Genomic DNA, 25,363 nt, shown 5'->3' with positions numbered 1-25,363 from the left:
GGTTATGGTCCAGATATGGCAACCGGTAGCTCGACGGCAGGACATCTTCGCGCGGCGCTCGACGGATCGTGGCGAGACATACGGGAGCAGGCGCGCAAAGAGCTCGCCGACGAGCGCTTCCACGGCGATCCGACGCTGGACTACAAGGCCGCCCGCGCTCGCGTGCTCGAACAGATGCGTGAGCTGGCGGCGATGGACTATGCCAAGCGCGGGTTCGGTCTGGAGGCAGGCGGGCTGGCCGACCCGGGTGGCGCGGTCACCGCGCTGGAGATGGTCGCCTACGCCGACCTGTCGTTGTGGGTCAAATGCGGTGTGCAGTGGGGGCTGTTCGGCGGAGCTGTGGAGAACCTCGGTACCGAACGGCACCACGAGTACCTGAAGAAGCTGATCTCGCTCGAGTTGCTGGGCTGTTTCGCGATGACCGAATCGGGCCACGGCAGCGATGTCGCCAACCTGGAGACCACCGCCACCTACGATCCGGCCACCGAGGAGTTCGTGATCCACTCGCCGACGCCGTCGGCGCGCAAGGACTACATCGGCGGCGCGGCCGAGCACGCCCGGATGGCGGCGGTGTTCGCGCAGCTGATCACCGGGGGCGAGAGCAAGGGCGTGCACTGTTTCCTGGTGCCGATCCGCGACGAGCAGGGTGCGGACCTGCCCGGCGTCACCACCAGCGACGACGGTCTCAAAGGCGGTCTGTTCGGCGTCGACAACGGTCGCATCGTCTTCGATCATGTGCGGGTCCCGCGCGAGGCCCTGCTCAACCGCTACGCCGATGTCGCCCCCGACGGCACCTACGCATCGCCCATCGCGAACCCGAGCAGGCGCTTCTTCACCACGCTCGGCACGCTGGTGCGCGGTCGCATCAGCGTCGGCGGCGCGGCCGCGGCGGGCGCGCGGGTGGCGTTGAGCATCGCGGTGCGCTACGCCTTGCAGCGCCGTCAGTTCTCCGACCCCGACACCGGGGAGGAGATCGTGCTCATGGACTACCGGATGCATCAGCGCAGGCTGTTGCCGCTGGTCGCCAAGTCCTACGCCTACGCCTTCGCCCAGAACGATCTGGTGCGGCGCATGCACCTGGTGCAGAGCGGCCAGGATCTCGACTCCGGTGCCCAGCGCGCGCTGGAGAAGCGGGCCGCGGGCTTCAAGGTCGCCCAGACCAGGCACGCCACCCGCGCCATCCAGGAATGCCGCGAAGCCTGCGGCGGCGCCGGATACCTGACCGAGAACCGGCTGGTGACCCTCAAGGCCGACACCGATGTGTTCACCACCTTCGAAGGCGACAATGTCGTCCTGACCCAATTGGTCGCCAAGGAACTGCTCACCGCCTATTCCGACGAGGTGCGTGACCTCGACGCGATGGGCTGGGTGCGTTTCGCGGCCACCATGGCCGGTGACGTGGTGCGCAAGCGTTCCGGCGTGCGTCAGCTGATCCAGACCCTGCGCGATCGCGGCGGCGAAACAGTGGACGAGGCCGATCTGTCCCGCCGCGACGTGCAACTGGCGTTGTTCGCCGACCGCGAGGACTACCTGGTGCGAACCGCCGGGCACCGGCTGCGCGCCCGCGCCGCGGACACCGGTCCGTTCGAGGCGTTCAACAATGCCCAGGACCACATCCTGGCGGCCGGGACCGCGCACATCGACAGGCTGGTGCTCGAGGCGTTCATCGAGGGCATCGCCGACATCGAGGACCCCGAGGCCAGGAAACTGGCCGAGGACATGTGCGATCTGTTCGTCTACACGCTGCTCGAGGAGAACTCCGCCTGGTTCGTCATGCACCGCTTCATGTCGGTGGAGCGGGCCAAGGCCGTGCGGCGCGGAGTGAACGAACTCGTCGATCGGCTGCGTCCGCACGCGCTGACCCTCGTCGAGGGCATGGGCGTGCCCGAGGAGATGCTCGGCGCCGCGCTGCTGCACGACGCCGGGGTGTATCAGCGCGCCTGAGGTTCGTCGCCGGGACGCGGTGTGCGAGCGTCCCGGCGGGTGCCCGGGTCGCCGGTCTCGTGCCGGCCGGTGACGAGTTCCACCGCCGTGCAGCAGGTGACCGCGATGGCAAGCCCCGCGGCCGCACCGCCGATGACATCGGTCAGATGGTGGTGACCCATGCCGACCTGTCCGGCCGCGGCCGCGATCAACGCGAGCCCGGCGACGGCGGTGACCACTCGCCGAGCCCGTCGTGAATCGCTGAGCAGCACGAAGGTGCAGGCGACGGCCACCATGTGCACGGTGTGCCCGCTCGGATAGGCGAGATAGTCGTACAGCTCTCGGTCGAACAGCGGCTTGAGCACCACGGTGTTCACGACGAGCGCCAGCTCGGGCACCACGAGCATCGTGACCGCCGCGAGCCAACGACGCCGCCACGCGAACCAGCCGACAGCGAGCAGCAGCGCGGCGAGTACCACGGGGGCATCGCTGGGCGCGACGAGCCAGCGGTCCGGCGCCGAGGGCGGTCCGGCGGCCACCGCGCCCGCGGCCGCGCTGTCCAGGGAGGTCGGGCCGCCGCCGGGTGGGAACGTCAGTGGCAGCGCGAACATGGTGAGTGCGCCCGCCGTGGCCGTGACCGCGCGGATGCGCACCCCCGCGTGTTGTTCGAGCATCCGACGACGATACGAGCCGGGGTCAGTCCAGGATGTAGGTGCCGAGCAGGGACAGCACGAACCACGCCGCCCAGACCGCGACGATGACCATGCCGATGGCCAGGGTCGTGCGCATCCACGCGCGGCCCATATCGATGTCGCCGGACTCGCCGGGGTAGAGCTTCCACGGGCTGAACCAGGGCGCGCGCACCAGCGGTGGGCGGGCGTCGCGCTCGAGCTGGGCCAGTTCCTCGGCGTAGGCCTCGGCCTGGGCCTGGTTCGGGCCGCCGTGCCAGAGTGCGATGTCGATCGGGCCGATGAAGCCTTCGTTGAGCAGTTCCTGCGGGGCGGGCAGGTAGGGCAGCAGGCCGAGGCCGCGGAAGGCGACCGCCACGTCGTTGGCGGTCCACAGATGCTTCTCGCTCTGCGAGAGCGTGTCGAAGTAGTGGCGCAACCGTCCTGGATCGTTGCCGAGGATGGCGTCGAAGCTCGGATCGCTCCACGCCTGACGGATCTCGAGGCTGGTGCCGCGCGGCGGGATGATCAACGCCACGCCGTGCACGGCGCGCTGTCCCAGGCCGCGCGCGGACAACCAGTCCTGCAGGGCATGGGTGTGCTCGCGGGAGCGTTCCAGCGGCGTGCGCTTGTCGCGGCCGACGGCGACCGGGGATCCGTCGATCGTCCACGAGCCGTTGAGCGGGACGTCGAGCACGCCGCCGTCGTCGGTGTCGGGCACATCGGCCTCGATCACCACGCAACTGGTCGGGGTCCACACCACCGCGTCGAACTGGTGCAGCTGATCTCGGTGGAACAGGCTGCAGTTGATCGTCGCGACACCGTGCGGACTGCCCGGGTCCTTCCAGGTGCGCAGCCAGTCGATCAGCGCCCGTTCGGCATCGGTGCCTGCCGGATTCTGTACTCGCACAAGCATTCGCGACCGCCCTTCACGTCGTCACCCCACCAGGGGACAGGATACGGGCGATCGGCGCGCCCCGGTGCCGCGCGCGCCGGGACCGCGTGTGTCGGCTCGGATCACTCCGGGAGTTCGGCGCGTATCCGGCCCGCCGTGACCGCCCGCGTCAACTCCGCGTGATCGGCCTCGGTCTGATCGGCGTAACGCACCGCGAAGGCGGTCACCGACTCCTCGAAGCGCTCGTCGCCGTCGAGATAGCCCGACAGCAGGCGCGGATCCAGCGACCTGGCGTGCGCCCTGGCCAGCAGCGCGCCCGCGAGCCTGCCGTAGTCGTCGAGGTCCTCGGCGCCGAGCCCGGCCGGATCGATGCTGCCCTTGAGATTGCGGAACTGGCGCACGATGAACGGCAGTTCGCGGCCGTTCAGGCGCAGCGTGCTCCAGCCGAGCAGGATGTCGGTCTCGGCCTGAACCAGCCTGGCGCCCTGCACGATTCGCTCGCCTTCGTGGGCCACCGGCGGTGCGCTCAGGTACGGCGAGAGCGAGGAGGGGATCGACTGCTTGAGCTGCAGCACCAGCACTTCGCCGTCGTTGCCGTGCAGCAGCGCCACATAGCTGTGCAGGCCGACGCTGCCGGTGCCGACGATGCGGAAAGCCACGTCCGACACCGCGAATCGGGCCAGCAGATTGCGTCGTGACTCCCGCAGAGTGCTCGCGTAGCGCTCGAGCCCGCCGGTCACTTCGTCGGCGATGTCCTCGGTGACCGGGGTGAGCACCGGTGGATCGCTGAGAAAGCGATGCTTGCGCACGCCGGTCTCGTGGTCGTCGATGTGCTCGGCCCACTTGGCGGCGACCTTGGCGCTGGTGTTCTTACGCGCCTTCTTGGCCGCCTTCTCGAAGTCGTCGATGAGGTCGCCGGCCTTGGCGTGTTCGAGGATCGACTGATCGGGCAGCGCACTCCAGGACTGCATGAACGGCTGTTCGGCGAGCGTGTCGATGGCCAGCCGGTAGGTGCGCGCGGCGTCACAGGCCGCCCGTGCGCAGTCCTGCTCGCCGACTCCGGACTCTCGACCGGCCAGCACCAGACTTGCGGCCAGGCGCTCGAGATCCCACTCCCAAGGACCGGCGATGGTCTCGTCGAAATCGTTGATGTCCATGACGATCTCACCGCGCGAGGTGCCGTACAGGCCGAAATTGGCGGCGTGCGCGTCACCGCACAGTTGCGCGTGCACGCCGCTGACCGGCCCGTCGGCGAGATCGGCGGCCATCAGCCCGGCCGTGCCGCGATAGAAGGTGAACGGCCCGCTCGCCATCCGGCCCACCCGCAGCGGCACCAGATGCGCGAGCCGATCGGCGTGCGCGGCGGTGAGGAATTCCAGCACGCCGGGGCGGCGCTCGCCGCGGGCCTGCCGGTCGCGCGCGGTCACCGGCACCCGCTCGCGCAGCGCGCGGCCGCGGGCGCGCACCTGCTCGGCGGGCACATAGGAGCGCAGGTTCACACGATCTTCGGACACGGGTGATCACGGTAATCCCACGGTGGCCCGCCGCGCGCGCCGCGGCGGGTGTGACCTGCCACCGACGCAGAACTCACCGGGGGCCGGGGGAAGTCACCGGGACCGGTTCGGATCAGGGCGCCGCCAGCACCGCGGGATCGATCGGGGTGATCGGCAGCCGCAATGCGCCGGGCGCGGCCTCGGGCACCGTGGGGCGCACCGGGCGGACCGGCTGGATGCGGCGGTACTGCTCGCCCAGTCCCGGCCGGGGATCGGCCTCGCCCTTGTTGGGCCAGAACGCCATCGCCCGCTCGGCCTGGGCGGTGATGGTCAGCGAGGGGTTCACGCCCAGGTTCGCGGTGACCGCCGAGCCGTCGGCGATGTGCAGACCGGGATGGCCGAACACGCGCTGGTAGGGGTCGACCACGCCGCTCTCCGGGCCCTCGCCGATCACGCAACCGCCGATGTAGTGGGCGGTGGCGGGGATGTCGAACACATCCATGATCAGGCCGTGGGCATCGCCGTCGACTTTCTCGGCGAAGCGGTCGGCCACCTCGTGGGCCAGCGGGATCCAGGTCGGGTTCGGTTCGCCGGTGCCCTGTTTCGTGCGTAGCGCGCCGCGCTTGCGGAAGGAGGTCAGCGAGTTGTCCAGCGACTGCATCACCAGCAGGATCACCGAGCGCTCCGAGCCGCGATAGATCCAGCAGCTGCGCAGGAAGTGGATCGGGTGCCGCAACGTCGCCAGCAGGAACCGCAGGAACCGGAACGCGCCGCCGTCGATCATCGGGACCGCCATCGTCGCCAGCGCGTTCTGCCCGGCGCCGTAGTGGCAGACCTCGACGTGGGTGTTCGGCTCGGGGTGGATCGAGGAGGTGATGGCCACACCCTGGGCGAAGTCGTAGCGAGTGCGGCTGGCGACATTGAGGATCGCCTCGGAATTGCTGCGGGTCAGCTCGCCCAGCCGGGGCGACAGGTGCGCCAGCACGCCGTCGTCGCGCATCTTGTGCAGCAGCTTCTGGGTGCCCAGCGCCGCGCCGGCGAACACCACCTGACCGGCGGTGAACGTCGTGGGCTCCTTGCGGATCCAGCGCCCCGAGCGCACCGTGTCGACGGCGTAACCGCCACCGTCGAGCGGGCGTACCGCTGTCGCGGTGGTCAGCGCGTGCACCTGTGCACCCGCCTGCTCGGCGAGGTAGAGGTAGTTGGTGGGAGTGGTGTTCTTGGCGTTGTGCGGACAGCCGGTCAGGCAGCGCGAACAGTGGATGCAGCCGTTGCGGCGCGGGCCCGCGCCGCCGAAGTAGGGATCGTCCACCTCCACGCCCTCGGCCTCGTCGTTGAAGAACACCCCGACCTGGGTCGCGTGGAAGGTGTCGCCGACGCCCATGTCCTCGGCGACCTGCTCGAGGATGTCGTCGGCGGGGGTCATCCGCGGATTGGTCACCACGCCGAGCATGCGCTGGGCCTGGTCGTAGTACGGGGCCAGTTCGCTGCGCCAGTCGGTGATGTGGGCCCACTGCTTGTCGGTGTAGAAGGCGGGCAGCGGCTCGTAGAGCGTGTTGCCGTAGATGAGAGAACCGCCGCCCACGCCCGCGCCGGAGAAGACCGCGCACTTGCCGAGGATGCTGATGGCCTGCGGGCCGGTCATCCCCAGTTTCGGCGCCCAGATGGACTTGCGGAGGTTCCAATTGGTCTTGGGCATATTCTCCGCGGTCCAGCGCCGGCCCGCCTCGAGCACGCCGACCCGATAGCCCTTCTCGGTCAGCCGCAGCGCGCTGACGCTGCCGCCGAACCCGGAGCCGATCACCACCACGTCGTAGTCGAACTCGGCCATTTTTTCCTCTCGATCACCAACGGTTCGATGAGATGCTTTCATAGTCATTCTTTCACCGTGGTCGTTGTGGCGAAAAGCAATGCCGAACGCTGTGTTGGTCCCGACGGCGCGCCCGGATGGCGAGTCCGCCCGCGCGTGCGGTAAGCACAGCGGGTGACCACGAACGCCGCCGACCGCATCCTCACCATCCCCAATGTGCTGAGCGTGCTGCGCCTGATCGGCGTGCCGGTGTTCCTGTGGCTGATGTTGGTCGAACACGCCGACGGATGGGCATTCGCGCTACTGGTCGCCAGCGGCGTCACCGACTTCCTGGACGGCAAGCTGGCCAGGCTGCTGGACCAGGGGTCCCGGCTCGGCGCGATCCTCGATCCGCTCGTCGACCGGCTGTTCCTGGTGACCACTCTGGCGGCCTTCGTGGTGCGCGGGTTGCTGCCCTGGTGGGTGGCGCTGCTGCTGATCGGTCGTGACGTCGTGCTGGCGCTGCTGCTGCCGATCTATCGCCGCCGCGATCTCGACCCGCCCGAGGTGATCTACCTCGGCAAAGCGGCCACTTTTGCCCTGATGTCGGCGCTGCCGTGGCTGCTGGCGGGGGAGATGGATTGGCCCCTGGGCGGATTCGGCGCGGCCTTCGGTGCGGCGCTGCTCATCTGGGGCACCGTGGTGTATCTGTGGACCGGCCTGTTGTACGCGGGCAAGGCGGTCGCGGTGGCGCGCGCGATACCGGCTGTGCGGCACCGTCACCCATAGCGGATAAGGTTGCGTGCAACGTTCACGACGAAAGGACGCCACGTGGCACTGACCCCCGAGGATCTGCGCTACACCGAGGAACACGAGTGGGTACGCCGGATCGGCCCCACCCGGGTGCGGGTCGGCATCACCGACTACGCGCAGTCCCAGCTCGGTGATGTCGTGTTCGTTCAACTGCCGGACGTGCCACGAACGGCCGATGCGGGGGAAAGCGTCGCAGAGGTGGAGTCGACCAAGAGCGTTTCCGACATCTACGCGCCTTTCGCCGCGAAAATCGTTGTGGTGAACGAGGAATTGACGGCCGCGCCCGAGACGCTGAACGCCGATCCGTACGGCGCCGGGTGGCTGTTCGAAGCGGAGGCGGACGATGCCTCCTGGCTCGACACCACACTCGGTGAACTGCTGGATGCGGCAGGTTATCAAGGAGTTATCGGGGGCTGAATCAGCCTTCCCGGTTCCCCCTGCACGGGCAGCCCCCGGCAGGGTACGGTCAAAGCCAACGGATGAGCCGGCGCGGTCGCGCGGGCATTCTGCCGACACGGACTCGTGTCGACCAAAGCATCACCTGCTTGCATGGATAATCAGGTTCGAGGAGGAGAGAAACGGTGAGCGAGAACAAAGACCCGGGTTACCAGGAGACCGCGGCCGAGACGACGTCGGTCTTCCGCGCGGATTTCCTGAACGAGGTCGACGCGTCGCGCTCCGAGCAGACCGGCGAACCGCCGGTCCAGGGGGTCGAGGGCCTACCGGCGGGAGCCGCTCTCCTGGTCGTCAAGCGCGGACCGAACGCGGGGTCGAGGTTTCTGCTGGATCAGCCCACCACGTCGGCGGGCCGCCATCCCGACAGCGACATCTTCCTCGACGATGTGACCGTCAGCCGGCGGCACGCGGAGTTCCGTCAGGACGACGACACCTTCCAGGTGGTCGATGTGGGCAGCCTGAACGGCACCTACGTCAACCGGGAACCGGTGGACTCCTCCGAACTGCAGAACGGTGACGAGGTACAGATCGGCAAGTTCCGCCTGGTGTTCCTGACCGGGCCGCGCGCGCAGGCGAACGAGTCCTCGGCGGGTGCGGGAAGTATGTGAGCGCTGCTCCGGGTGGCGGTGTCGGGTGGTGCCGGTCCAGCAGCGGTGTCGCCTGGAACAGACTGGGGGACGGGAAGGGCTGGCGACGGTGAGCGGTGCGGCGCAGTGGGCGCGCGGAGGGATGTCGATCGGCTCCGTGCTCGACCTGTTGCGCCCTGACTTCCCCGACGTCACCATTTCCAAGATCCGGTTCCTCGAATCCGAGGGTTTGATCCGCCCGGAGCGCACGCCGTCGGGATATCGGCGGTTCTCGGTGGCCGACTGCGAGCGGCTGCGGTTCATCCTGACCGCGCAGCGCGACCAGTACCTGCCGCTGAAGGTGATCAAGGAACAACTCGAAGCGATCGACAGCGGGGCGGCCACGCTCGGCGTCCGGGAAGCGCGCGCCCGCTCGCATCCCGGACGTCCGGGCGCCTCGGAACCGGAGCGTTCGGCCGGCGCGGGTGGGCACCCCACGCCGCGTTCGCTCAATGTGGTGGGCGAGACGGTGAGCCCGGAGCAATTGCGCTTCGATCACGAAATCCGGCTCACCCGAGCCGATCTGCTCGCCCAGGCGGGCGTCGACGAGAAGTTCCTCCACGACCTCGTGCGGGCGAATCTGGTCACTCCCGGCCCGGCGGGTTTCTTCGGCGCCGACGACGTGCCGTTGGTCAGGACCGCCCGCGCGATGGCCGAGTTCGGGCTCGAGGCGCGCCATCTGCGTGCCTTCAAGCTGGCCGCCGACCGCGAAGCCGCGCTGTTGGCTCAGATCGCCGCGCCGATCGCCAAGAGCCGGGACGCGGGCGCGCGGGCGCGCGCCGAGGAGACCGTGCGCGAGCTCGCGGCGTTGTCGCTGAGCCTGCATACCCACCTGGTGAAGGCCGCGGTCCGCAGCGCCCTCGGCAACTGAGCCCGGCGGGTGACCGCCGGCGCGAGACACCGACCATCCGGCCGCGACAGTCGATCGCGGCACTCCCTCGAATTCGCTTAGACTCGTAATCACGGCGAGCTCTGCGGCGGTCGGGCCGGGCGGCCGGCGAATACGGGAGGCAGTGGCATGAGTGAAATGCGTGTGATCGGCATCCGCGTCGAGCAGCCACAGAACCAGCCGGTGCTGTTGCTCCGGGAGGTGTCCGGGGAACGGTATCTGCCCATATGGATCGGGCAGACCGAGGCCGCGGCCATCGTGCTCGAACAGGAGCGGGTGACCCCCGTGCGCCCGCTTACCCACGACCTGATCAAGATCATGATCACCGAACTCGGGCACACGCTCAAAGAGGTCAGGATCGTCGATCTGAAGCAGGGCACGTTCTACGCCGATCTGGTGTTCGACAACGACGTGCGGATTTCGGCGCGGCCCTCGGATTCGGTCGCCATCGCGCTGCGTGTGGGTTGCCCGATCTATGCCGAGGAACCGGTGCTCGAGGAAGCGGGTCTGGTCATGCCCGACGAGCGCGAGGACGAGGTCGAGAAGTTCAAGGAGTTCCTGGAGTCGGTGTCGCCGGACGATTTCAAAGCGACCGACAGCTGATTTTCTATACCTGAAGTACAGCCTGAGACTTTTACCGCGCGTCGCGTTTGGTCCGATGACACCGGTGCCCGGACAATCGACGGGAGTAATCTCGATAGTCGGGCCGTTGGTTACCGTCGGTGGTGTCTCCGGATGGTGAGCGTCGGTCGCTACGGAGTCGGGTCATCGATGGGGCCAGGCGTCGGCGGAGCAAGGGAGTGGTCAATGGCAGAGCAATCGCGGGATGTGGTACAGCCAGGCCTGTTCCCCAACGACGCGGTGCCCGACGATTTGGTCGGCTACCGGGTTCCCAGCGCGTGTCAGGTCGCGGGCATCACCTATCGTCAGCTCGATTACTGGGCGCGGACCGGTTTGGTCGTGCCCTCGATTCGCAGCGCGGCGGGCTCGGGTAGTCAGCGGTTGTATTCGTTCAAGGACATTCTGGTCCTGAAGATCGTCAAGCGATTGCTCGACGCGGGCATCTCGCTGCAGAACATCCGCATCGCGGTCGATCATCTGCGTAGCCGCGGAGTCGAGGATCTGGCCGGAATCACTCTGTTCTCCGACGGCACGTCGGTCTACGAGTGCACCTCGCCGGAGGAAGTCGTCGATTTACTGCAGGGCGGGCAGGGCGTGTTCGGAATCGCGGTCAGCGGCGCGATGCGGGAACTGACCGGCATCATCGCGAATTTCCCGGCCGAGCGGGCCGCGGTGGTCACCGAGCGTCCCGAGGACGAATTGTCCTACCGCCGCAAAGCGCGGATGAATCGCGCCACCGGATAGGCGTACACCAGCGTTCGCTGGTTGTTCGCGACAGTGACGAGCGCGACACGGGCTCCGGCACGTCGATTCGCGGACACCGGCCTAGACTGGGTGGGCGTCGCGTCGTGCGGGAGAGTCCCGGTTTGCTGGAACCGGGCGCCGAAGGAGCAGCACCTCCCCGTCAATCTCTCAGGCACCAGGACCGTGCGACCTTCGACGCCTCTGGAAAGCGGTGATCCGCGCCTCGGCGCGGTAGCGCCCGCCCACGGGGAAAGGGGCTCGGCACCGCGCCGGGTTCCCGAATCTCTCAGGCAGCAGCGACAGAGGGGGAGGGCAGGAAACCGTCGACCTGGTCGACCCCGCCCGCCTTGGAGTTGCCGCCGTGACCCGATCATCCTTCGCCGACCGCCACATCGGCCCCGACGCCGATGAACTGACCAGCATCCTCGAGGTCGTGGGCGTCGGATCTCTCGACGCGCTGGCCGCCGCCGCGCTGCCCGCGAGCATCCTCGACGACGCCGACGGTCCGCTGGCCGCGCTACCACCGGCTGTGGGTGAGCACGAGGCGCTGGCGCAACTGTCGGCGCTCGCCGCCTCGAACACCGTCGCGACCTCGATGATCGGTCTGGGCTACTACGACACCCTGACCCCGCCGGTGCTGGTGCGCAATCTGATCGAGAACCCGGCCTGGTACACCGCCTATACGCCGTACCAGCCGGAAATCAGCCAGGGTCGCCTCGAGGCGCTGCTCAACTTCCAGACCATGGTCTCGGATCTGACCGGCATGCAGGTCGCCAACGCCTCGATGCTGGACGAGGCCACCGCGGCCGCCGAAGCCATGACGTTGCTCCGCCGGGCCGGGAGGTCGCGTTCGGCTCGGCTGGTGATCGACACCGACCTCTTCCCGCAGACCCGTACCGTGTTGTTCACCCGCGCCGAGCCGCTGGGCATCGAGATCGTCGAAGCGGATCTGGCGACGGAGGGGCTGCCCGAGGGCGAGTTCTTCGGCGTCGTCGTTCAGACGCCGGGCGCTTCCGGGCGACTGGTCGACTGGTCGTCGCTGATCGAGGCCGCGCACGAACGCGGTGCGCTGGTCGCCGTCGGCGCGGACCTGCTGGCGATGACGCTGGTGACCCCGCCCGGCGAGCAGGGCGCCGACGCGTGCTTCGGCACCACCCAGCGCTTCGGTGTGCCGATGGGCTTCGGCGGACCGCACGCCGGTTATCTCGCGGTGCGCACCGCGCACGCTCGTCAGTTGCCGGGCAGGCTGGTCGGGGTGTCCAAGGACGCCGACGGCAATCCCGCCTACCGGCTCGCGCTGCAGACCCGTGAGCAGCACATCCGCCGGGAGAAGGCCACCTCGAACATCTGCACCGCCCAGGTCCTGCTGGCGGTGCTGGCCGCGATGTACGCGAGTTACCACGGCGCCGACGGGCTGCGCGAGATCGCGCGGCGGGTGCATGCCCGGGCCGAGCGCCTCGCATCCGCTCTCGGTGACTCCCTGGTGCACGACCGGTTCTTCGACACCGTACTGGCCAGGGTGCCCGGTCATGCCGAGGCCGTGGTCGCCAAGGCCGCCGCGTGCGGGATCAACCTGCGCCTCGTCGACGCCGATCACGTCGCGGTGGCCTGCGACGAGGCCACCACCGACGCGCACATCGAGTCCGTGCTCGACTCCTTCGGCGTCGTCGAGGCCGAGCCGGTGGCGGACGGCGGTGCTCGCGCCGACGGCGGTGCTCATATCGACGGCGGTGCTCGTGTCGACGGTATCGAGGACCGCACCTCGGACTACCTCACCCATCCCGCGTTCACCCGCTACCGCACCGAAACCGCCATGCTGCGCTACCTGCGTGGGCTGTCGGACAAGGACATCGCCTTGGACCGCAGCATGATTCCGCTCGGCTCGTGCACCATGAAGCTCAACGCCACCGCCGAGATGGAGCCGATCACCTGGCCGGGCTTCAGCAAGCTGCATCCCTACGCCCCCGTCGAGGACGCGCCCGGTCTGCTGAAGTTGATCGAGGATCTGCAGACCTGGCTGGCCGAGATCACCGGCTACGACGCGGTGAGCCTGCAGCCCAACGCGGGCAGCCAGGGCGAGTACGCCGGTCTGCTGGCGATCCGCCGTTACCACCTCGACCGCGGCGACACCCACCGTGACACCTGCCTGATCCCGTCCAGCGCGCACGGCACCAATGCCGCCTCCGCGGCGATGGCGGGGCTGCGCGTGGAGGTGGTGAAATGCCGCGAGAACGGTGACGTCGACCTCGACGACCTGCGCGCCAAGATCGCCGATCACGCCGAGCGGCTGGCCTGCATCATGATCACCTACCCGTCCACCCACGGCGTCTACGAGCACGAGGTCGCCGAGCTGTGCGCGCTGGTGCACGATGCGGGCGGGCAGGTCTACGTCGACGGCGCGAACCTCAACGCGCTGGTCGGATTGGCCAGGCCGGGCCGGTTCGGCGGTGACGTCAGCCACCTCAACCTGCACAAGACCTTCTGCATCCCGCACGGCGGCGGCGGTCCCGGCGTCGGACCGGTCGCGGTGCGCTCGCACCTGGCGCAGTACCTGCCCGGCGACCCGCTCGAGCCGGGCTCGCACGCGGTCGCGGCGGCCCGTTACGGCTCGGCCTCGATCCTGCCGATCACCTGGGCCTACATTCGCATGATGGGCGCCGAGGGCCTGCGCCGGGCGACGCTGTCGGCGATCGCCTCGGCCAACTACCTGGCCCGCCGCCTCGACGAGTATTTCCCGGTGCTCTACACCGGGGAGAACGGCATGGTCGCCCACGAGTGCATCCTCGACCTGCGTGAGATCACCAAGAACACCGGCGTCACCGTCGACGATGTGGCGAAGCGGTTGGCCGACTACGGTTTTCACGCGCCGACGATGAGCTTCCCGGTCGCAGGCACCCTGATGGTGGAGCCGACCGAGAGCGAGAACCTGGCCGAGCTCGACGAGTTCGTCGAGGCCATGATCGCCATTCGCGCCGAGATCGATCAGGTCGGCGCGGGCGTGTGGCCGGTCGAGGACAACCCGTTGCGCGGCGCGCCGCATACCGCCGAGTGCCTGGTCGGTGAGTGGGACCACCCGTACTCGCGCGAAACCGCCGTCTATCCGCGGGGTCTGGGGCACAGCCGGGCCAAGGTGTGGCCGTCGGTGCGGCGTATCGACGGTGCGTTCGGTGACCGCAATCTGGTCTGCTCCTGCCCGCCGCCGGAGGTCTACGCGCAGTGATCCGCCGCCGCGGCGGGTTCTCGGTCGAGGATTCCGGCGCGGGCCGCCGCGGCCGCGATGTCGGCGGCGCGGCGGGTGAACGACTCGCCGACCGGCTCGTGGGTGATGAGCAGCCGGTGCAGGACCGGGGCGACGGCCTGGCGGATCACCGCCTCGGCGTCGATCTCGGGGGAGAGCTCGCCCCGTTCGACGGCGCGTGCGACGAGCACCGCACTCTGCCGATGCCTGGCGCGGTAAAACTCCCGTAGCGCGTCGGCCGCCTCGGCGCTCTGCAGCGCCGCGGTGACGAAGGCGGTCGCGACCGGTCCCGTGACGGGATCGGCGAAGCCGGTCCGGACGAGCGCGGTCAACTCCCGTAGGTCCGTGCCGAGATCGCCGGTGTCGGGCAGCGGCCACGGCTCGCCGGCGGCCAGTTCGAGTGCGTCGGTGACCAGGCCGGCCGCATTGCGCCAGCGGCGGTAGACGGTCGTCTTGTGCACGCCGGAGCGTTGCGCCACGTTCTCCACGGTCAGTCCCGGGAATCCGTGGGTCACCAATTCGTCGAGTGTCGCCTGCCGGACGGCGTCGCGCACCCGGGCGCTGCGTCCGCCGGGTCTTCTCGAAGTCTCCAAAGACAACTCCTGTTGCGTTAGTTCGGCGGCTGCCGTACCTTAATGCTACACAAGTAGCGATTGGAGATTCGTCTGACCACTCAACTGACTCTGCGCGGCATCGGGAAGTCCTACGGCCCTCGGGTTGTCCTGGAGGCGGTGTCGCTGTCGGTCGCCCCCGGTGAGCGGGTGGGCATCGTCGGCGAGAACGGCTCGGGGAAGTCGACGCTGTTGCGCATCATGGCCGGGGTCGAGGCGCCCGACGACGGTGACGTCGTCTGCTTCGCGCCCGGCGGCACGGGCCGTCTCGAGCAGACCCTCGATGCCGAAACCGTCGGCGGTGCGATAGATGTCGCGCTCGCGGACATCCGCGAGATCGCCCTGGCCATGCAGCGCGCCGCCGAGGCGCAGGACATGGACGCCTACGGCGAACTGCTCACCGCCTTCGAAGCGCGCGACGGTTACCGAGCCGACCTGCGGGTGGAGCAGGCGATGCACGGGCTGGGCCTCGGGCACCTGGACCGGGAACGGACTGTCGCGACCCTGTCCGGCGGCGAGCGCGCACGCCTGGCGCTGGCCTGCCTGCTCGCCTCCTCCCCGGAGATCCTGTTGCTCGACGAACCGACCAACCATCTCGACGACGCCGCGCTGACCTGGTTGGAGGACCGGTTGCGCGGTCATCGCGGGACCGTGGTCGTGGTCTCGCACGACCGGGTCTTCCTGGACCGGGTGGCGACCGCGGTGGTGCGGGTCGAAGACGGCGGCGTGACCCGTTTCGGCGGCGGCTACACGGGGTTTCTCGCCGCCGAGGCGGCTGCGCGACAGCGCTGGGAGCAGGACTACGCGCGCTGGTGTGCCGACATCGAGCGGTTGCGCGAATTCTCCCGCGACACCGCGCACCGGGTCGCGGTGGGCCGTGCGCAGCGCGACAACAACAAGATGGCCTACGACCGGCACGCGGGCCGGGTGCAGAGCTCGGTGTCCTCGCGAGTTCGCCAGGCAGCCGAGAAGGTGCGCAGGCTGGAAGCCGATCCGGTGCGGCGGCCACCGGAGCCGTTGCGGTTCGGCGCGGGATTGCGCGCGGCGCGACCGGTCCGTTTCGATCTCGGCGTCCTGACGCTGGGGCCGCGGGACCGCCTGCTGATCCACGGGCCCAACGGGACGGGCAAGTCGACGCTGCTGGACCGGATCTATGCGACGGTCTCCGGACGGGTCGGCTACCTGCGGCAGGAGGAGCGTTTCGATCCACGGCACAGCGTCGTCCACGCGTACGGCGGTTCCCGTTCGGCGCTGCTGGCGACGGGGCTGTTCCGGGCGGATGCCGTGGACCAGCCGGTCGGCGCGCTGTCGGAAGGTCAGCGGCGCAGGCTGTCGCTGGCCCGTCTGATCGCGGGCGAGCACGACCTGCTGCTGCTCGACGAACCGACCAATCACCTGTCCTTGCGATTGGTGGAAGAGCTGGAACAGGCGCTGGCCGACTATCGGGGCGCGCTCGTCGTCGTCTCGCACGACCGAGGGCTGCGGCGCAGGTTCCGGGGGATGCACATGGAGGTGGGCGAGTTTGCCTGAGATCGTGGAAGTCGTCGAGATCGACGGTGATCCGTACGGCGTCGCCGTCGACGCGGCGGGCATGGTCTGGTGCACGCTGGCCGAGCGCGGAGCGATCGCGCGTTGGGACGGCGCGCAGCTCGAGACGTTCGGGCTCGAGCCCGCCGACGGGTCGCCGACCGTCATCCTCGCCGATGGGAAAGATCTGTGGTTCACCGAGTTTCGTGGCAACCGGATCGGCAGGATCGGGCCGGGCGGCGCATGCGAGTTCCTGCCCGCCGACTCCCCGTACGGTCTGTGCGTCGCACCGGACGGTGCGCTCTGGTACACCGAGTTGAACGCGAACGCGGTGGTGCGCCGCGATCCCGGTGGCGCGCTCGACCGGTACGCCGTCGAGGGCATGCCGTCGACGATCGCCGCAGGTCCCGACGGCACCGTCTGGTTCACCCTCAATCAGGCGAACGCGATCGGCCGGATCACCGCGGCAGGGGTGCTCACGGTCCAGCCACTGCCCACCGAGGCCGCGGCGCCGGTCGGGATCACCGCCCGTGCGGACGGCGCCTGGTTCGTCGAGATCGGGGCGGGACAGCTGGGCCACATCCCCGCCGAGGGCGCGGCCACCGCCGAGGGCACAGCCACTGCCGGCGGCACCGTCACCGAATTCCCGTTGCCGGATCGCGCGGCCCGGCCGCACGCTGTCGTCGCCGGTCCCGACGGTGCGCTGTGGTTCACCGAGTGGGCGTCGTCGCGGCTTGGCCGGATGACCGTGGACGGCACGGTCACCGGTCTGTCGCTGCCCGGCGCGGAACCGCACGGTCTCACCTTCGCGCCCGACGGTTCGATCTGGGTCGCGATGGAGTCGGGGGCCCTCGTGCGGGTGCGTCCGGACACCGTCTGTTGACTGCCGGGGCTGGGGTGATCGCCGCAACCGGCGTGCGGGCCAGGACCGACACCACCTGAGACGCGGGCCGGCTGCGCATCTCCATCGAACGGAGTCGCCGCACCCGCCTCGACGATCGTTGGGGCCAGCGGAGTGCCGAAGTCAGGAGAGCGCCGCAGCCGGGTGGTTCCTCGGGTCAGGTGGTCGTCAGTGCCTGCACCACGGCGGTGCCGAAGCTCAGGTCGTTCGACGTGGCGGCCCTGGTGTAGGTGCCGCCGGTCTGTTCCGCGGCGGACTTCAAGGCCTCGGAGCCGTCGCCGCCGATCGCGATCACATCGACGCGGACCGGGCGTTGCGGATCCGTCGCTTCGGTCAGCGCCGACAGCAGCGCGGCGCCGGTGAGCGAGGAGTCGTCGTCGGGGCCGTCGGTGATCAGCAGGATCGAATTGGTGCGTCCGGCTTCATAGTTCTCGATCGCCGCCCGGTAGGCGGCCAGCAGTGACGGATAGGCCTGGTCGGCGGTGGTCGAGGTGGTCTGCACCCCGCCGAGCGCCTCGTCCACCGCGGCGCGCTGGGTGTCGGTGAGCGTGGCGGTCTCGGCCCGCACCTCGTAGGGCGTGCTCCCGTCGAGATTCTTGCCGAAGGTCCAGAGGCCGAAGCCGAAGTCGGGCGGCATGACGTTGAGGGTGGAACGCAGTGCGCCGAGGGTGTTGGTCAGGCGGGTCGTCGCGCCGTCGGCGGTCGACATGGAGGAGGAGACGTCGAGCAGGACGGTCGCGTGCACGCCCAGGACCGGATTGTCCAGGGTGGCGCGGACGGTCTCGAGCGCCGCGCGGTTCGCGCCCGCGCCGGTGGGAGCGGGGGTCGCGGTGAAGCCGGCGGAGCTGAAGAACTGGGCCTGCTGGGGATGGCGCAGGAAGTCGATGAACATCCCGGCGGCCAGGTTCACGGTTTGATCGACCCACGGTCCCGACATGAGCGCGGCCGGATGGTCGGCGTACACGGTGGTGCCGACCGGACGATACGCGACCAGTCCCGGTTGCCCGGCGATCTGTTGTTCGGTGGCCGCCACCGCGTGCACCGCCGACCCCGCACCGCCTGCCGCGGCCTGCGCCGAGGCCAGGTCGGCGGATTCCGGAGCGCCGACCGCGAGAGCCGATACCGCGGCGACCGCTTGGCCCGAAGAGGCGCCCGACTCGGTCAACGGCTCCTCACCGGACACCGCCGCGGCGACCGACATGGCGACCGCCAGGCTCGCGTCGCCGTCGGGCAGCGCCAGCGCCAGCCCGCCCCACCCGGACAGGCCGAGTTCGTCGAGCCCACCCTGCTGGAACCGGGCCAGATCCGCCCACGCGACCTGTGATCGCGTCAGCGCGGCGTGCAGCTGCTCGGGCACGCCCAGGGCGATCGGGGTGGAGGCGATGGGGGAGGGCTCCCCGGCGATCAGGCCGGGCACCCGCATGTACTCCACCGATCGCGAGGAGTCCGGAATCCACAACGCCGGCTGCGGGCCGAGCGCGCCCTCGTCCCAGGCGCCGCCCGCGCGGAAAGCCTCCGCGATCGCCGCGGACGGTTGCGCGAGGACCGAGACCCGCACGCAGTGATCGCGCACGATCGGATCGGTGGCGTTGTACTTCTCGGCGACGGCCCGCACCGGCGCCTCGATATCGGGATCGACCGTGACGTCGACGACCGCCTCGCCTTCCACGCACTCGGCCGCCGCCGCGCTGTCACGCTCGGCCGCCCGATCCTGGAATCGGAACCACGCGAAGACCGCCGCGACGACCAGCAGCAGGGCTACCACGGCGAGAACCGGACCTTTGCTGATGCCTCTGGATCCGTTTTCGCTGCGATGTGTACCCACGGCCGGTAAGTGTATGGCGACGCGCCGTGTGACGAACGCCCCGGCCGTGGATCAGTCGCGCACCAGGGTGCCCCGGTCGAACTCCGACCCGCCCCAGACCCCGGACTGCCCGGTCTCGGCGGCGAACTCACCGCAGGCGGTCCGGATGGGGCAGCCCGCGCAGATGGCGCGAGCGTAGTCGAAGTCCTCGGACGGGAACGGGAACCAGGCGTCGTGGTTGGGATCGCCGCGGCAGGCGGCGCGATGCCAGTCCCGCGCGTCGGACAGCGGCAACAGGTCGGCGAGGACCCGCTGGGCCGCGGTGGGCAGGGTTCGGACAGACATGACGGCGGTCTCCTCTCTGTGCGCCGCACTCGGCTATGCCGGCAATTGCTTCCAGATCTGACGTTGCCGCTTGCCCAGGTGGTCGGGAGCCTTGGGCTGCCACAGCAGCCGCATCCCGGCCTCTTCCGGCGTGCGGTCGGCCTTGCGGGTGTTGCAGGGCGCGCAGCAGGCGACGAGGTTGTCCCAGGTGTTGGGACCGCCCCGGCTGCGCGGGCGGATGTGGTCGACGGTGCGGGCCCAGTCCGCGCAGTAACCGCACCGGTTGCGGTCGCGGCGCAGGATGGCGGCCAGGGTGGCGCGGCTGTCGTCGCGCAGGGTCACCGCGTGCTCGAGGAACACGTACCGCAGCAGACGGATGGTCTGTGGCAGCGCGATCTCGAGCCGCTGCGACCGGATCGGGAGGTGGGGCTCGTGGTGGGCGATCGACTCGGCCGCCCCGCTGATCAGCAGCACGACGGCCCTGTCGGCGGTGATCTCGTCCAGCGCCTCGTAGGAGGCGTTGAGCACCAGCACGCGGCTGTGTATCCAGTTGTCTGCGGTGATGGCCACCGTGGCGGTGGCGGAACTGAACGGCATCGGGCTCACCAGTTTCGTGCGGAGATCGTGGGCTGACGACGGGGCTGCGGGGATCGGCACCGGGACGGCAGGGTGTAGCCGTCGGCGCTCGCGCAGGAGAGGGGTAGGGACTGTCAGGACCGGACGCGCACAGGCGATCGCGGTCGGCGGTCAGCGACCGGCGTACCGGGCGCCTGCCCGGCGCATCGTGGGGAACGGCTGACGGCCGTACCCGTATGCGCTCGATTCGCGTTGCAGTGCAGTCGGTTTCGCGTCGATCAGTGGATTCGACGGCATCGGCCACCCCCTTCCCCGTGCTCGGCGGCTCCATCCCCCCGATGGGGTGAGCGGCGTGGAATCACATGGTGGCACGAGTATCCGGGCGCTGTCGCGTCATTTTTCGAGGCCGCTCGTCCGGCCGGCCGGGGCGATTCCCCCGATCGCCGTCCGGCTCGACGATTACGGCACATACTCGGCCGCTCAGCGGGTCGTGACGACGAAGACGCCGCACCCCGCGAGTCGGTTCGCGGAGTGCGGCGTGGGTCGGTGCCTGAGGTGATCTGCCGGATCACTCCAGCGGGCTGTGGCCGAGCAGGACGTTTGCGGTGAAGCGCAGTTGCTTGGCGCGGGGCAGGGGGTGGAAGAGGACGCCGTGTACGTCGCGGTAGCGGCGTTCGATGTCGCAGCCGCGGGAGTAGCCGAAGCCGCCGACGGTTTCCATGGCCAGCCGGACGGTGGTGATGATGTGATCGGCGGCGACGGTCTTGCGGCTGAGGGTGCGGGCGGCGTGGGCATCGGTGTTGTCGAAACCCAGGTCGTCGGAATCGGCGAACATGGCCGCGGTCAGGTCGGCGGCGGTGGTGTGCGCATTGGCCAGCTCGCCCACGGTCTGCACGACATGCGGGTCGGTGCGGCCCGCGGTCAGGGCTAGCGCGGTGTCCACGGCGCCGTCGGCGATGCCGAGGTAGGCGGCGGTGACGAGCGGCATGGCCGCGCCGATGACGGTGTTCAGCAGCGGCGGCCAGACACCGGCGGGCCGGATGAGCGAGACCGCCGCGTCGGGGACGAACACGTCCTCGAGCACCACGGTGTGCGATCCGGTGGCGCGCAGACCGAGGGTGTCCCAGGTCTGCTCGATGCGCACACCGGGTGCGGAAAACGGTACCGCGCAGTGCAATACGCGCGGACCTTCCGGCGCGTCGTCCCAGCGGATACTGGTCACCAGGATGGTGCCCGCCTCGCAGCCGCTGGCCGGCGCCTTGCGCGCGGAGACCCGGTAGCCGCCCTCGACCCGCTCGGCGTGGCCGTTGGAGGCGACCCAGTCCGAGGCGCCGGTACTGACCAGAATCGCGCCCGCGGCGACCTTGCCGAGCACGCCGGAGGCATCCGCGCCGTGCTTGTGCCGCCACACCTGGGTGGCGACGAGGTGACAGTGCATGGCGAAGGCCACGGCGGTCGAGGGATCGTGGCGGCCGAGTTCGCGCAGGATCGCGCCAACGTCGGTGTGTGTCGCGCCCCCGCCGCCGAATTCGATCGGCACACCCGCGGCGGAGAGGCCGTGTTCGCGCAGGAGGTCGAAGGCGGTGCGGGACAGCTCGCCGGTGCGGTCACGCTCGGCGACCTCGGGACGGAGGGATTCGCCGACGATGCGGGCGCGGTCGACCCAGCCGGCGGTGGTGTGCTCGGAGGCGGTGTCGGCGGATGTGGCGGTCGGGGCGGGTCCGGTGGTCGCAGTGCCGGTGACGGCCGGGCTGGGGGCAACGGTGGTGGTGAGGGCGGTGGTAACAGAGGTGGTCTGGGAGGCAGCGGTAGTGGTCATGTTTCGAAGCTAGGAACCGGCGCGATAACCGGATAGTCCAGGAATTGAACTCCTCCGGTGCACGAACAGGACCGGAGAACTCGCGAGGTGGAGGCCTTATGACGAATCCGACCCCGCTGAACCCGATCGCGATGAACTCGACCCCGCCGAACCCGACGGGGGCGAACGCGAGCGCGGGCTACGGCCAGTACTGCCCGATCTCACGTGCTCTCGAGCTGCTCGGCGAGCGCTGGTCGCTGCTGATCCTGCGCGATCTGGTGCTCGGCAGCACCCGGTTCAACGACCTCGCGCGCGGGCTTCCCGGCTTGTCGCGCAGCCTGCTGGCCAAGCGGCTGCGGCAGTTCGAACGCGCCGGGCTGGTGCGCAAGACGGGGGCGCACTACGTGCTCACCGAGGCCGGTCGCGACCTCGAGCCGATCCTGTTCGGCCTGGCCGAGTGGGGCGCGAAATGGACTTTCGGCGAGCCGGATCCCACCGAGATGGATCCCGACCTGCTGGTCTGGTGGATGCACACCCGGCTGGACACCTCCGCCCTGCCGGGACAGCGTCAGGTGTTCGCGGTGCGCTTCACCGACGATCCGCGCCGCTACTGGATCGTGGTCGACCGTGGCGCGCCGTCGGTCTGCGTGACCGATCCCGGCTTCGACGTCGACGCCACGATCGTCTCCGACGTGGGCTCGCTCTATCAGGTCTGGCTGGGCCGGATGCCGATCCTGCACGCTCTGCGCTCCGGACGCCTGACCTTCGCCGGTCCCTCCGCGCTCACCCGCCGGATGCCCGAGGTCCTGCGCCTGAGCCCGGTCGCCCCGTACTTCGCGACCCCGCTGCACGCGGAAGCCAGTGCCTGAGGCGGGCGACGGGCAGAACCGGGCTCAGGCGAGCCGTCAGAGGTTGCCGACGATGTGCTCGAGCCGCTGGGCGACCAGTTCGCGCGCCTTCTCTCGCAGCGCCGGGCGGTACCCGCTGGGGTACACCTGGTCACCGGGCTCGTAGTTCTTCAGAACCTCCTTGGCGAGGGTGACCTTGTGCACCTCGGTCGGACCGTCGGCCAGGCCCATGACCTCGGCGTAGGTGAGCATGTCGACGAAGGGCAGGTCGGTGCTGACGCCGATGGCGCCGTGCAGGTGCAGCGCGCGCTGGGCGATGTCGTGCATGACCTTCGGCATGGCGACCTTGATGGCGGCGATGTCCTTGCGGACCGCCAGGTAGTCCTCTTCCTTGTCGATGAGCCAGGCGGTGCGCAGCACGAGCAGCCGGAACTGCTCCATCTCGATCCAGCTGTCGGCGATGCGCTCCTGGGTCATCTGCAATCCCGCGAGCGGGCCCTTGCGCATCTGCCGCGACACCGCGCGCTCGCACATCATGTCGAAGGCCTTGCGCACCAGGGCGACCGTGCGCATGGCATGGTGCACCCGGCCGCCGCCGAGGCGGGTCTGGGCCACGATGAAGCCTTGGCCTTCCGCGCCGAGCAGGTGGTCGGCGGGCACCCGCACATCGGTGAACCGCAGATGGCCCTCGTGCTCACTGAAGCCGGGGACGTGGAAGTTCTTGACGATCTCCAGGCCGGGGGTGTCGGCGGGCACGATGAACATCGACATGCCCTGGTACGGGCTGACCTCGCGGTTGGTGATCACCATGACGATGTGGAACGAGGCGAACTGGGCGTTGGAGTTGAACCACTTCTCGCCGTTGATGACCCAGTGGTCACCGTCGCGCACAGCGGTGGTGGTGAACAGCGTCGGGTCCGAGCCGCCGGTGGGCTCGGTCATCACATAACAGGAGCCGATCTCGCCGTCGAGCAGCGGCTGCAGGTACTTCTGCTTCTGCGCCGGGGTGCCGTAGTGGGCGAGGATCTCGGCATTGCCGGAGTCGGGGGCTTGGCAGCCGAACACCGAGGGCGCCCAGAGGGAGGTGCCGAGCACCTCGTTGAGCAGGGCGAGCTTCATCTGGCCGAAGCCGGGACCACCGAGCTCGGGGCCGAGGTGGCAGGCCCACAGACCCTGCTCCTTGACCTTCTCCTTGAGCGGGCGCATCAACGCCATCGCCTCTTTGTCCGTGCGGTCGTAGGGGTTCGGGTAGATCAGGTCCAGCGGCTCCACCTCGGTGCGGACGAACTCCGCGGCCCAGTCCAGTTTCTTCTGGAACTCCGGGTCGGTTTCGAAATCCCAAGCCATGGTCAGCCTTTCGTGTCGGGGTCGGTACGGACACCGTCGAGAACGGTGCTCGCGAGAATGTCGGCGATCTCGTCGGGGGTGCGGCCGCCGTGCGGGCGGTACCAGAGCACCACCGTGTTCAACATGCCGAGCACGCTGTTGGTGACGACGTGGTCGGCGGTGCGCAGCACGCCCGCCGCCGCGCCCGCGTCGAGTACGCGCTGCCACTGCCGCTGGATGCGGTCGCGCAGGTCCTGCAGTTGTGTGCCGCGCTCGCCGGTCAGCGAGGTCACGTCGCGCAGCTGGACGGCGACCTGACGGCGGTGCGCGACGATCAGGCGCACGTGGCTGTGGATCAGCCGGCGCAGCGTGGTGACGGGGTCGTCGCCGGCGGCGACGATGCGATCGGCGTCGGCGAGCATCAGTTCGGTGTAGTCGCGCAGGATCTCCCACAACAGCTCCTCCTTGGAACCGATGTGGTAGTAGAGCGCGCCGCGCTGCACGCCTGCCCGGTCGCCGATCTCGGCGACGCCGGTGCCGTGGAAACCCTTCTCCGCGAACAACTCCACGGCGGCCTCCATGATTCGCGCCCTGGTGTCGCCGGGCACGGATGTGGCGGCGGGCGGGCGGCCGCGTCGGCGCGCGGGCGCGGCGTCGGTCATCGTGTCGCCGTCCCGGGGGATCGCGTCGCCGTACCGGCCGTCATCGCCAGCCGCCGTCGAGGGCGAGCGTGGCGCCGGTGGCGAAGGAGGACGCCTCGGTGGCGAAGAACAGTGCGGCGCCGACGATCTCGTGCGGCTCGCCGACTCGGCCGAGCGCGTTGCGCCGGGTGAGTTCGGCGCGCATCTCCTCGGGCCAGGCCGCGGAGATGTCGGTGGCGAACGGGCCGCACTGGATGGTGTTGACCCGTACCGACGGCCCGAAGGTCTGCGCGAGACCCGCGGTGAGCGCGTTCAGCCCCGCCTTCGCCGCGGCGTAGGGCACGGCCAGTGGTTCCGGCTCGGCCGCCTCGATGGAGGAGATGTTGACGATGCTGCCGCCCCCGGCCGCCGCCATCCGCGTGCCGATCAGTGCCGACAGCCGGAACGGGCCCTTGAGGTTCACCCCGATCACCTTGTCGAACATCGCCTCGCTCACCTGGTCCACGCTGGGGTAGAGCAGCGACATGCCCGCGTTGTTGACCAGCACGTCGACCCGGCCGAACTCGCCGTAGGCGGCCTCGACCAGGGCGTCGCACTGCGCCCAGTCGCTGACATTGGCCGCGACCGGCAGCGCGCGACGTCCGTGCTGTTCGCGGACCTGTGCGGCGAGCTCGGCGCAGCCGTCGAACTTGCGGCTGGCGATCACGACATCGGCCCCCGCGGCGGCGAAGGCCAGCACCATCTGTCTGCCGAGGCCGCGGCTGCCGCCGGTGACGAGGACGACTTTGTCGGTGAGGGGCACCCGCACTCCTTCGATCGGGAAGAGCGGAACAGGTAATGTTCCGATCAGTA

At 69.6% G+C, this 25,363-nt stretch carries 23 protein-coding genes and 1 riboswitch; of the genes, 11 read left to right on the top strand and 12 right to left on the bottom strand.

Annotated features, from left to right (window positions below; all coding sequences use genetic code 11):
• Positions 1–15: 15 nt before the first annotated feature.
• Positions 16–1,944 carry an acyl-CoA dehydrogenase family protein gene (locus NS3_RS21485; RefSeq protein ID WP_067862585.1) on the top strand — a complete coding sequence of 643 codons (1,929 nt, stop codon included), beginning with the start codon at positions 16–18 and terminating at the stop codon, positions 1,942–1,944.
• Here the strand turns inward: NS3_RS21485 and NS3_RS21480 are convergent.
• The 4 genes from NS3_RS21480 to NS3_RS21465 form a co-directional block, all read right to left on the bottom strand.
• Positions 1,932–2,597, bottom strand: coding sequence for a phosphatase PAP2 family protein (locus tag NS3_RS21480; protein ID WP_084495814.1), 666 nt, complete (start codon positions 2,595–2,597; stop codon positions 1,932–1,934). The two genes, NS3_RS21485 and NS3_RS21480, sit on opposite strands and share 13 nt — an antisense overlap.
• A 22-nt stretch (positions 2,598–2,619) precedes the next feature.
• Complete coding sequence (locus NS3_RS21475) at positions 2,620–3,507, bottom strand: nuclease-related domain-containing protein (protein ID WP_067862583.1); 888 nt, start codon at positions 3,505–3,507, stop codon at positions 2,620–2,622.
• Positions 3,508–3,608: 101 nt separating this feature from the next.
• Positions 3,609–5,000: a DUF2252 domain-containing protein gene (locus tag NS3_RS21470; RefSeq protein WP_067862581.1), complete on the bottom strand. Its 1,392-nt coding sequence runs from the start codon at positions 4,998–5,000 to the stop codon at positions 3,609–3,611.
• A 112-nt stretch (positions 5,001–5,112) separates the two neighbouring features.
• Positions 5,113–6,810: a GMC oxidoreductase gene (locus NS3_RS21465; RefSeq protein WP_067862580.1), complete on the bottom strand. Its 1,698-nt coding sequence runs from the start codon at positions 6,808–6,810 to the stop codon at positions 5,113–5,115.
• Positions 6,811–6,963: 153 nt separating this feature from the next.
• Here NS3_RS21465 and NS3_RS21460 point away from each other — a divergent pair, with 153 nt between their 5' ends.
• From NS3_RS21460 to gcvP, 7 genes are all read left to right on the top strand, one after another.
• A complete protein-coding gene (locus NS3_RS21460) occupies positions 6,964–7,557 on the top strand; it encodes a CDP-alcohol phosphatidyltransferase family protein (RefSeq protein ID WP_067862578.1) in 594 nt (197 codons plus the stop codon).
• Between the two features lie 42 nt (positions 7,558–7,599).
• A complete protein-coding gene (gcvH, locus tag NS3_RS21455) occupies positions 7,600–7,998 on the top strand; it encodes a glycine cleavage system protein GcvH (protein WP_067862576.1) in 399 nt (132 codons plus the stop codon).
• A gap of 164 nt (positions 7,999–8,162) precedes the next feature.
• The gene (gene garA / locus NS3_RS21450; RefSeq protein WP_067862573.1) at positions 8,163–8,645 is read left to right on the top strand and encodes a glycogen accumulation regulator GarA; all 483 of its coding nucleotides are present in this window, start codon (positions 8,163–8,165) and stop codon (positions 8,643–8,645) included.
• Positions 8,646–8,766: 121 nt separating this feature from the next.
• Complete coding sequence (ftsR, locus tag NS3_RS21445; protein ID WP_067862571.1) at positions 8,767–9,534, top strand: transcriptional regulator FtsR; 768 nt, start codon at positions 8,767–8,769, stop codon at positions 9,532–9,534.
• 147 nt (positions 9,535–9,681) lie between these two features.
• Positions 9,682–10,155, top strand: coding sequence for a bifunctional nuclease family protein (locus NS3_RS21440; protein WP_067862569.1), 474 nt, complete (start codon positions 9,682–9,684; stop codon positions 10,153–10,155).
• A 204-nt stretch (positions 10,156–10,359) separates the two neighbouring features.
• Positions 10,360–10,917, top strand: coding sequence for a MerR family transcriptional regulator (locus NS3_RS21435; protein WP_174550502.1), 558 nt, complete (start codon positions 10,360–10,362; stop codon positions 10,915–10,917).
• Between the two features lie 97 nt (positions 10,918–11,014).
• Positions 11,015–11,111: riboswitch (glycine riboswitch) on the top strand.
• 167 nt (positions 11,112–11,278) lie between these two features.
• Positions 11,279–14,137, top strand: coding sequence for an aminomethyl-transferring glycine dehydrogenase (gene gcvP / locus NS3_RS21430; RefSeq protein ID WP_067862565.1), 2,859 nt, complete (start codon positions 11,279–11,281; stop codon positions 14,135–14,137).
• Here gcvP and NS3_RS21425 read toward each other — a convergent pair.
• The gene (locus tag NS3_RS21425) at positions 14,125–14,748 is read right to left on the bottom strand and encodes a TetR/AcrR family transcriptional regulator (RefSeq protein WP_067862562.1); all 624 of its coding nucleotides are present in this window, start codon (positions 14,746–14,748) and stop codon (positions 14,125–14,127) included. The genes gcvP and NS3_RS21425 overlap by 13 nt on opposite strands.
• Before the next feature lie 66 nt (positions 14,749–14,814).
• Between NS3_RS21425 and NS3_RS21420 the strand changes: the two genes are divergently transcribed.
• A complete protein-coding gene (locus NS3_RS21420) occupies positions 14,815–16,296 on the top strand; it encodes an ABC-F family ATP-binding cassette domain-containing protein (RefSeq protein ID WP_373865333.1) in 1,482 nt (493 codons plus the stop codon).
• Entirely contained in the window at positions 16,289–17,176 is an 888-nt protein-coding gene (locus NS3_RS21415; RefSeq protein WP_067862560.1) for a Vgb family protein, read from the top strand. Before NS3_RS21420 ends, NS3_RS21415 begins: the two co-directional genes overlap by 8 nt.
• A gap of 175 nt (positions 17,177–17,351) precedes the next feature.
• Here the strand turns inward: NS3_RS21415 and NS3_RS21410 are convergent, their stop codons facing one another.
• From NS3_RS21410 to NS3_RS21395, 4 genes are all read right to left on the bottom strand, one after another.
• Positions 17,352–18,959 carry a VWA domain-containing protein gene (locus NS3_RS21410; protein ID WP_067862559.1) on the bottom strand — a complete coding sequence of 536 codons (1,608 nt, stop codon included), beginning with the start codon at positions 18,957–18,959 and terminating at the stop codon, positions 17,352–17,354.
• Positions 18,960–19,070: 111 nt separating this feature from the next.
• Complete coding sequence (locus tag NS3_RS21405; protein ID WP_067862556.1) at positions 19,071–19,343, bottom strand: WhiB family transcriptional regulator; 273 nt, start codon at positions 19,341–19,343, stop codon at positions 19,071–19,073.
• Between the two features lie 33 nt (positions 19,344–19,376).
• Positions 19,377–19,919, bottom strand: a complete 543-nt coding sequence (locus NS3_RS21400) for an HNH endonuclease (RefSeq protein ID WP_067862554.1) — start codon at positions 19,917–19,919, stop codon at positions 19,377–19,379.
• Positions 19,920–20,466: 547 nt separating this feature from the next.
• Positions 20,467–21,717 (bottom strand): acyl-CoA dehydrogenase family protein, encoded by a 1,251-nt coding sequence (locus tag NS3_RS21395; RefSeq protein ID WP_084495809.1) that lies wholly within the window; start codon positions 21,715–21,717, stop codon positions 20,467–20,469.
• 98 nt (positions 21,718–21,815) lie between these two features.
• Between NS3_RS21395 and NS3_RS21390 the strand changes: the two genes are divergently transcribed.
• Positions 21,816–22,565 carry a winged helix-turn-helix transcriptional regulator gene (locus NS3_RS21390; protein ID WP_245649736.1) on the top strand — a complete coding sequence of 250 codons (750 nt, stop codon included), beginning with the start codon at positions 21,816–21,818 and terminating at the stop codon, positions 22,563–22,565.
• A 36-nt stretch (positions 22,566–22,601) separates the two neighbouring features.
• Here NS3_RS21390 and NS3_RS21385 read toward each other — a convergent pair whose 3' ends face one another.
• From NS3_RS21385 to NS3_RS21375, 3 genes are read right to left on the bottom strand one after another with little or no spacing between them, the layout of a single operon-like run.
• Positions 22,602–23,891 (bottom strand): acyl-CoA dehydrogenase family protein, encoded by a 1,290-nt coding sequence (locus tag NS3_RS21385; protein WP_067862552.1) that lies wholly within the window; start codon positions 23,889–23,891, stop codon positions 22,602–22,604.
• A gap of 2 nt (positions 23,892–23,893) precedes the next feature.
• Complete coding sequence (locus tag NS3_RS21380) at positions 23,894–24,532, bottom strand: TetR/AcrR family transcriptional regulator (RefSeq protein WP_067862550.1); 639 nt, start codon at positions 24,530–24,532, stop codon at positions 23,894–23,896.
• A 40-nt stretch (positions 24,533–24,572) separates the two neighbouring features.
• Positions 24,573–25,313, bottom strand: a complete 741-nt coding sequence (locus NS3_RS21375) for an SDR family NAD(P)-dependent oxidoreductase (protein WP_169811668.1) — start codon at positions 25,311–25,313, stop codon at positions 24,573–24,575.
• Positions 25,314–25,363: the final 50 nt, after the last annotated feature.

The organism is Nocardia shimofusensis NBRC 100134 (assembly GCF_001613125.1).
Classification (GTDB): Bacteria; Actinomycetota; Actinomycetes; order Mycobacteriales; family Mycobacteriaceae; genus Nocardia; species Nocardia shimofusensis.
Note: the sequence above shows the minus strand (reverse complement) of the source record. Positions and strands in the feature narration are given on the sequence as shown.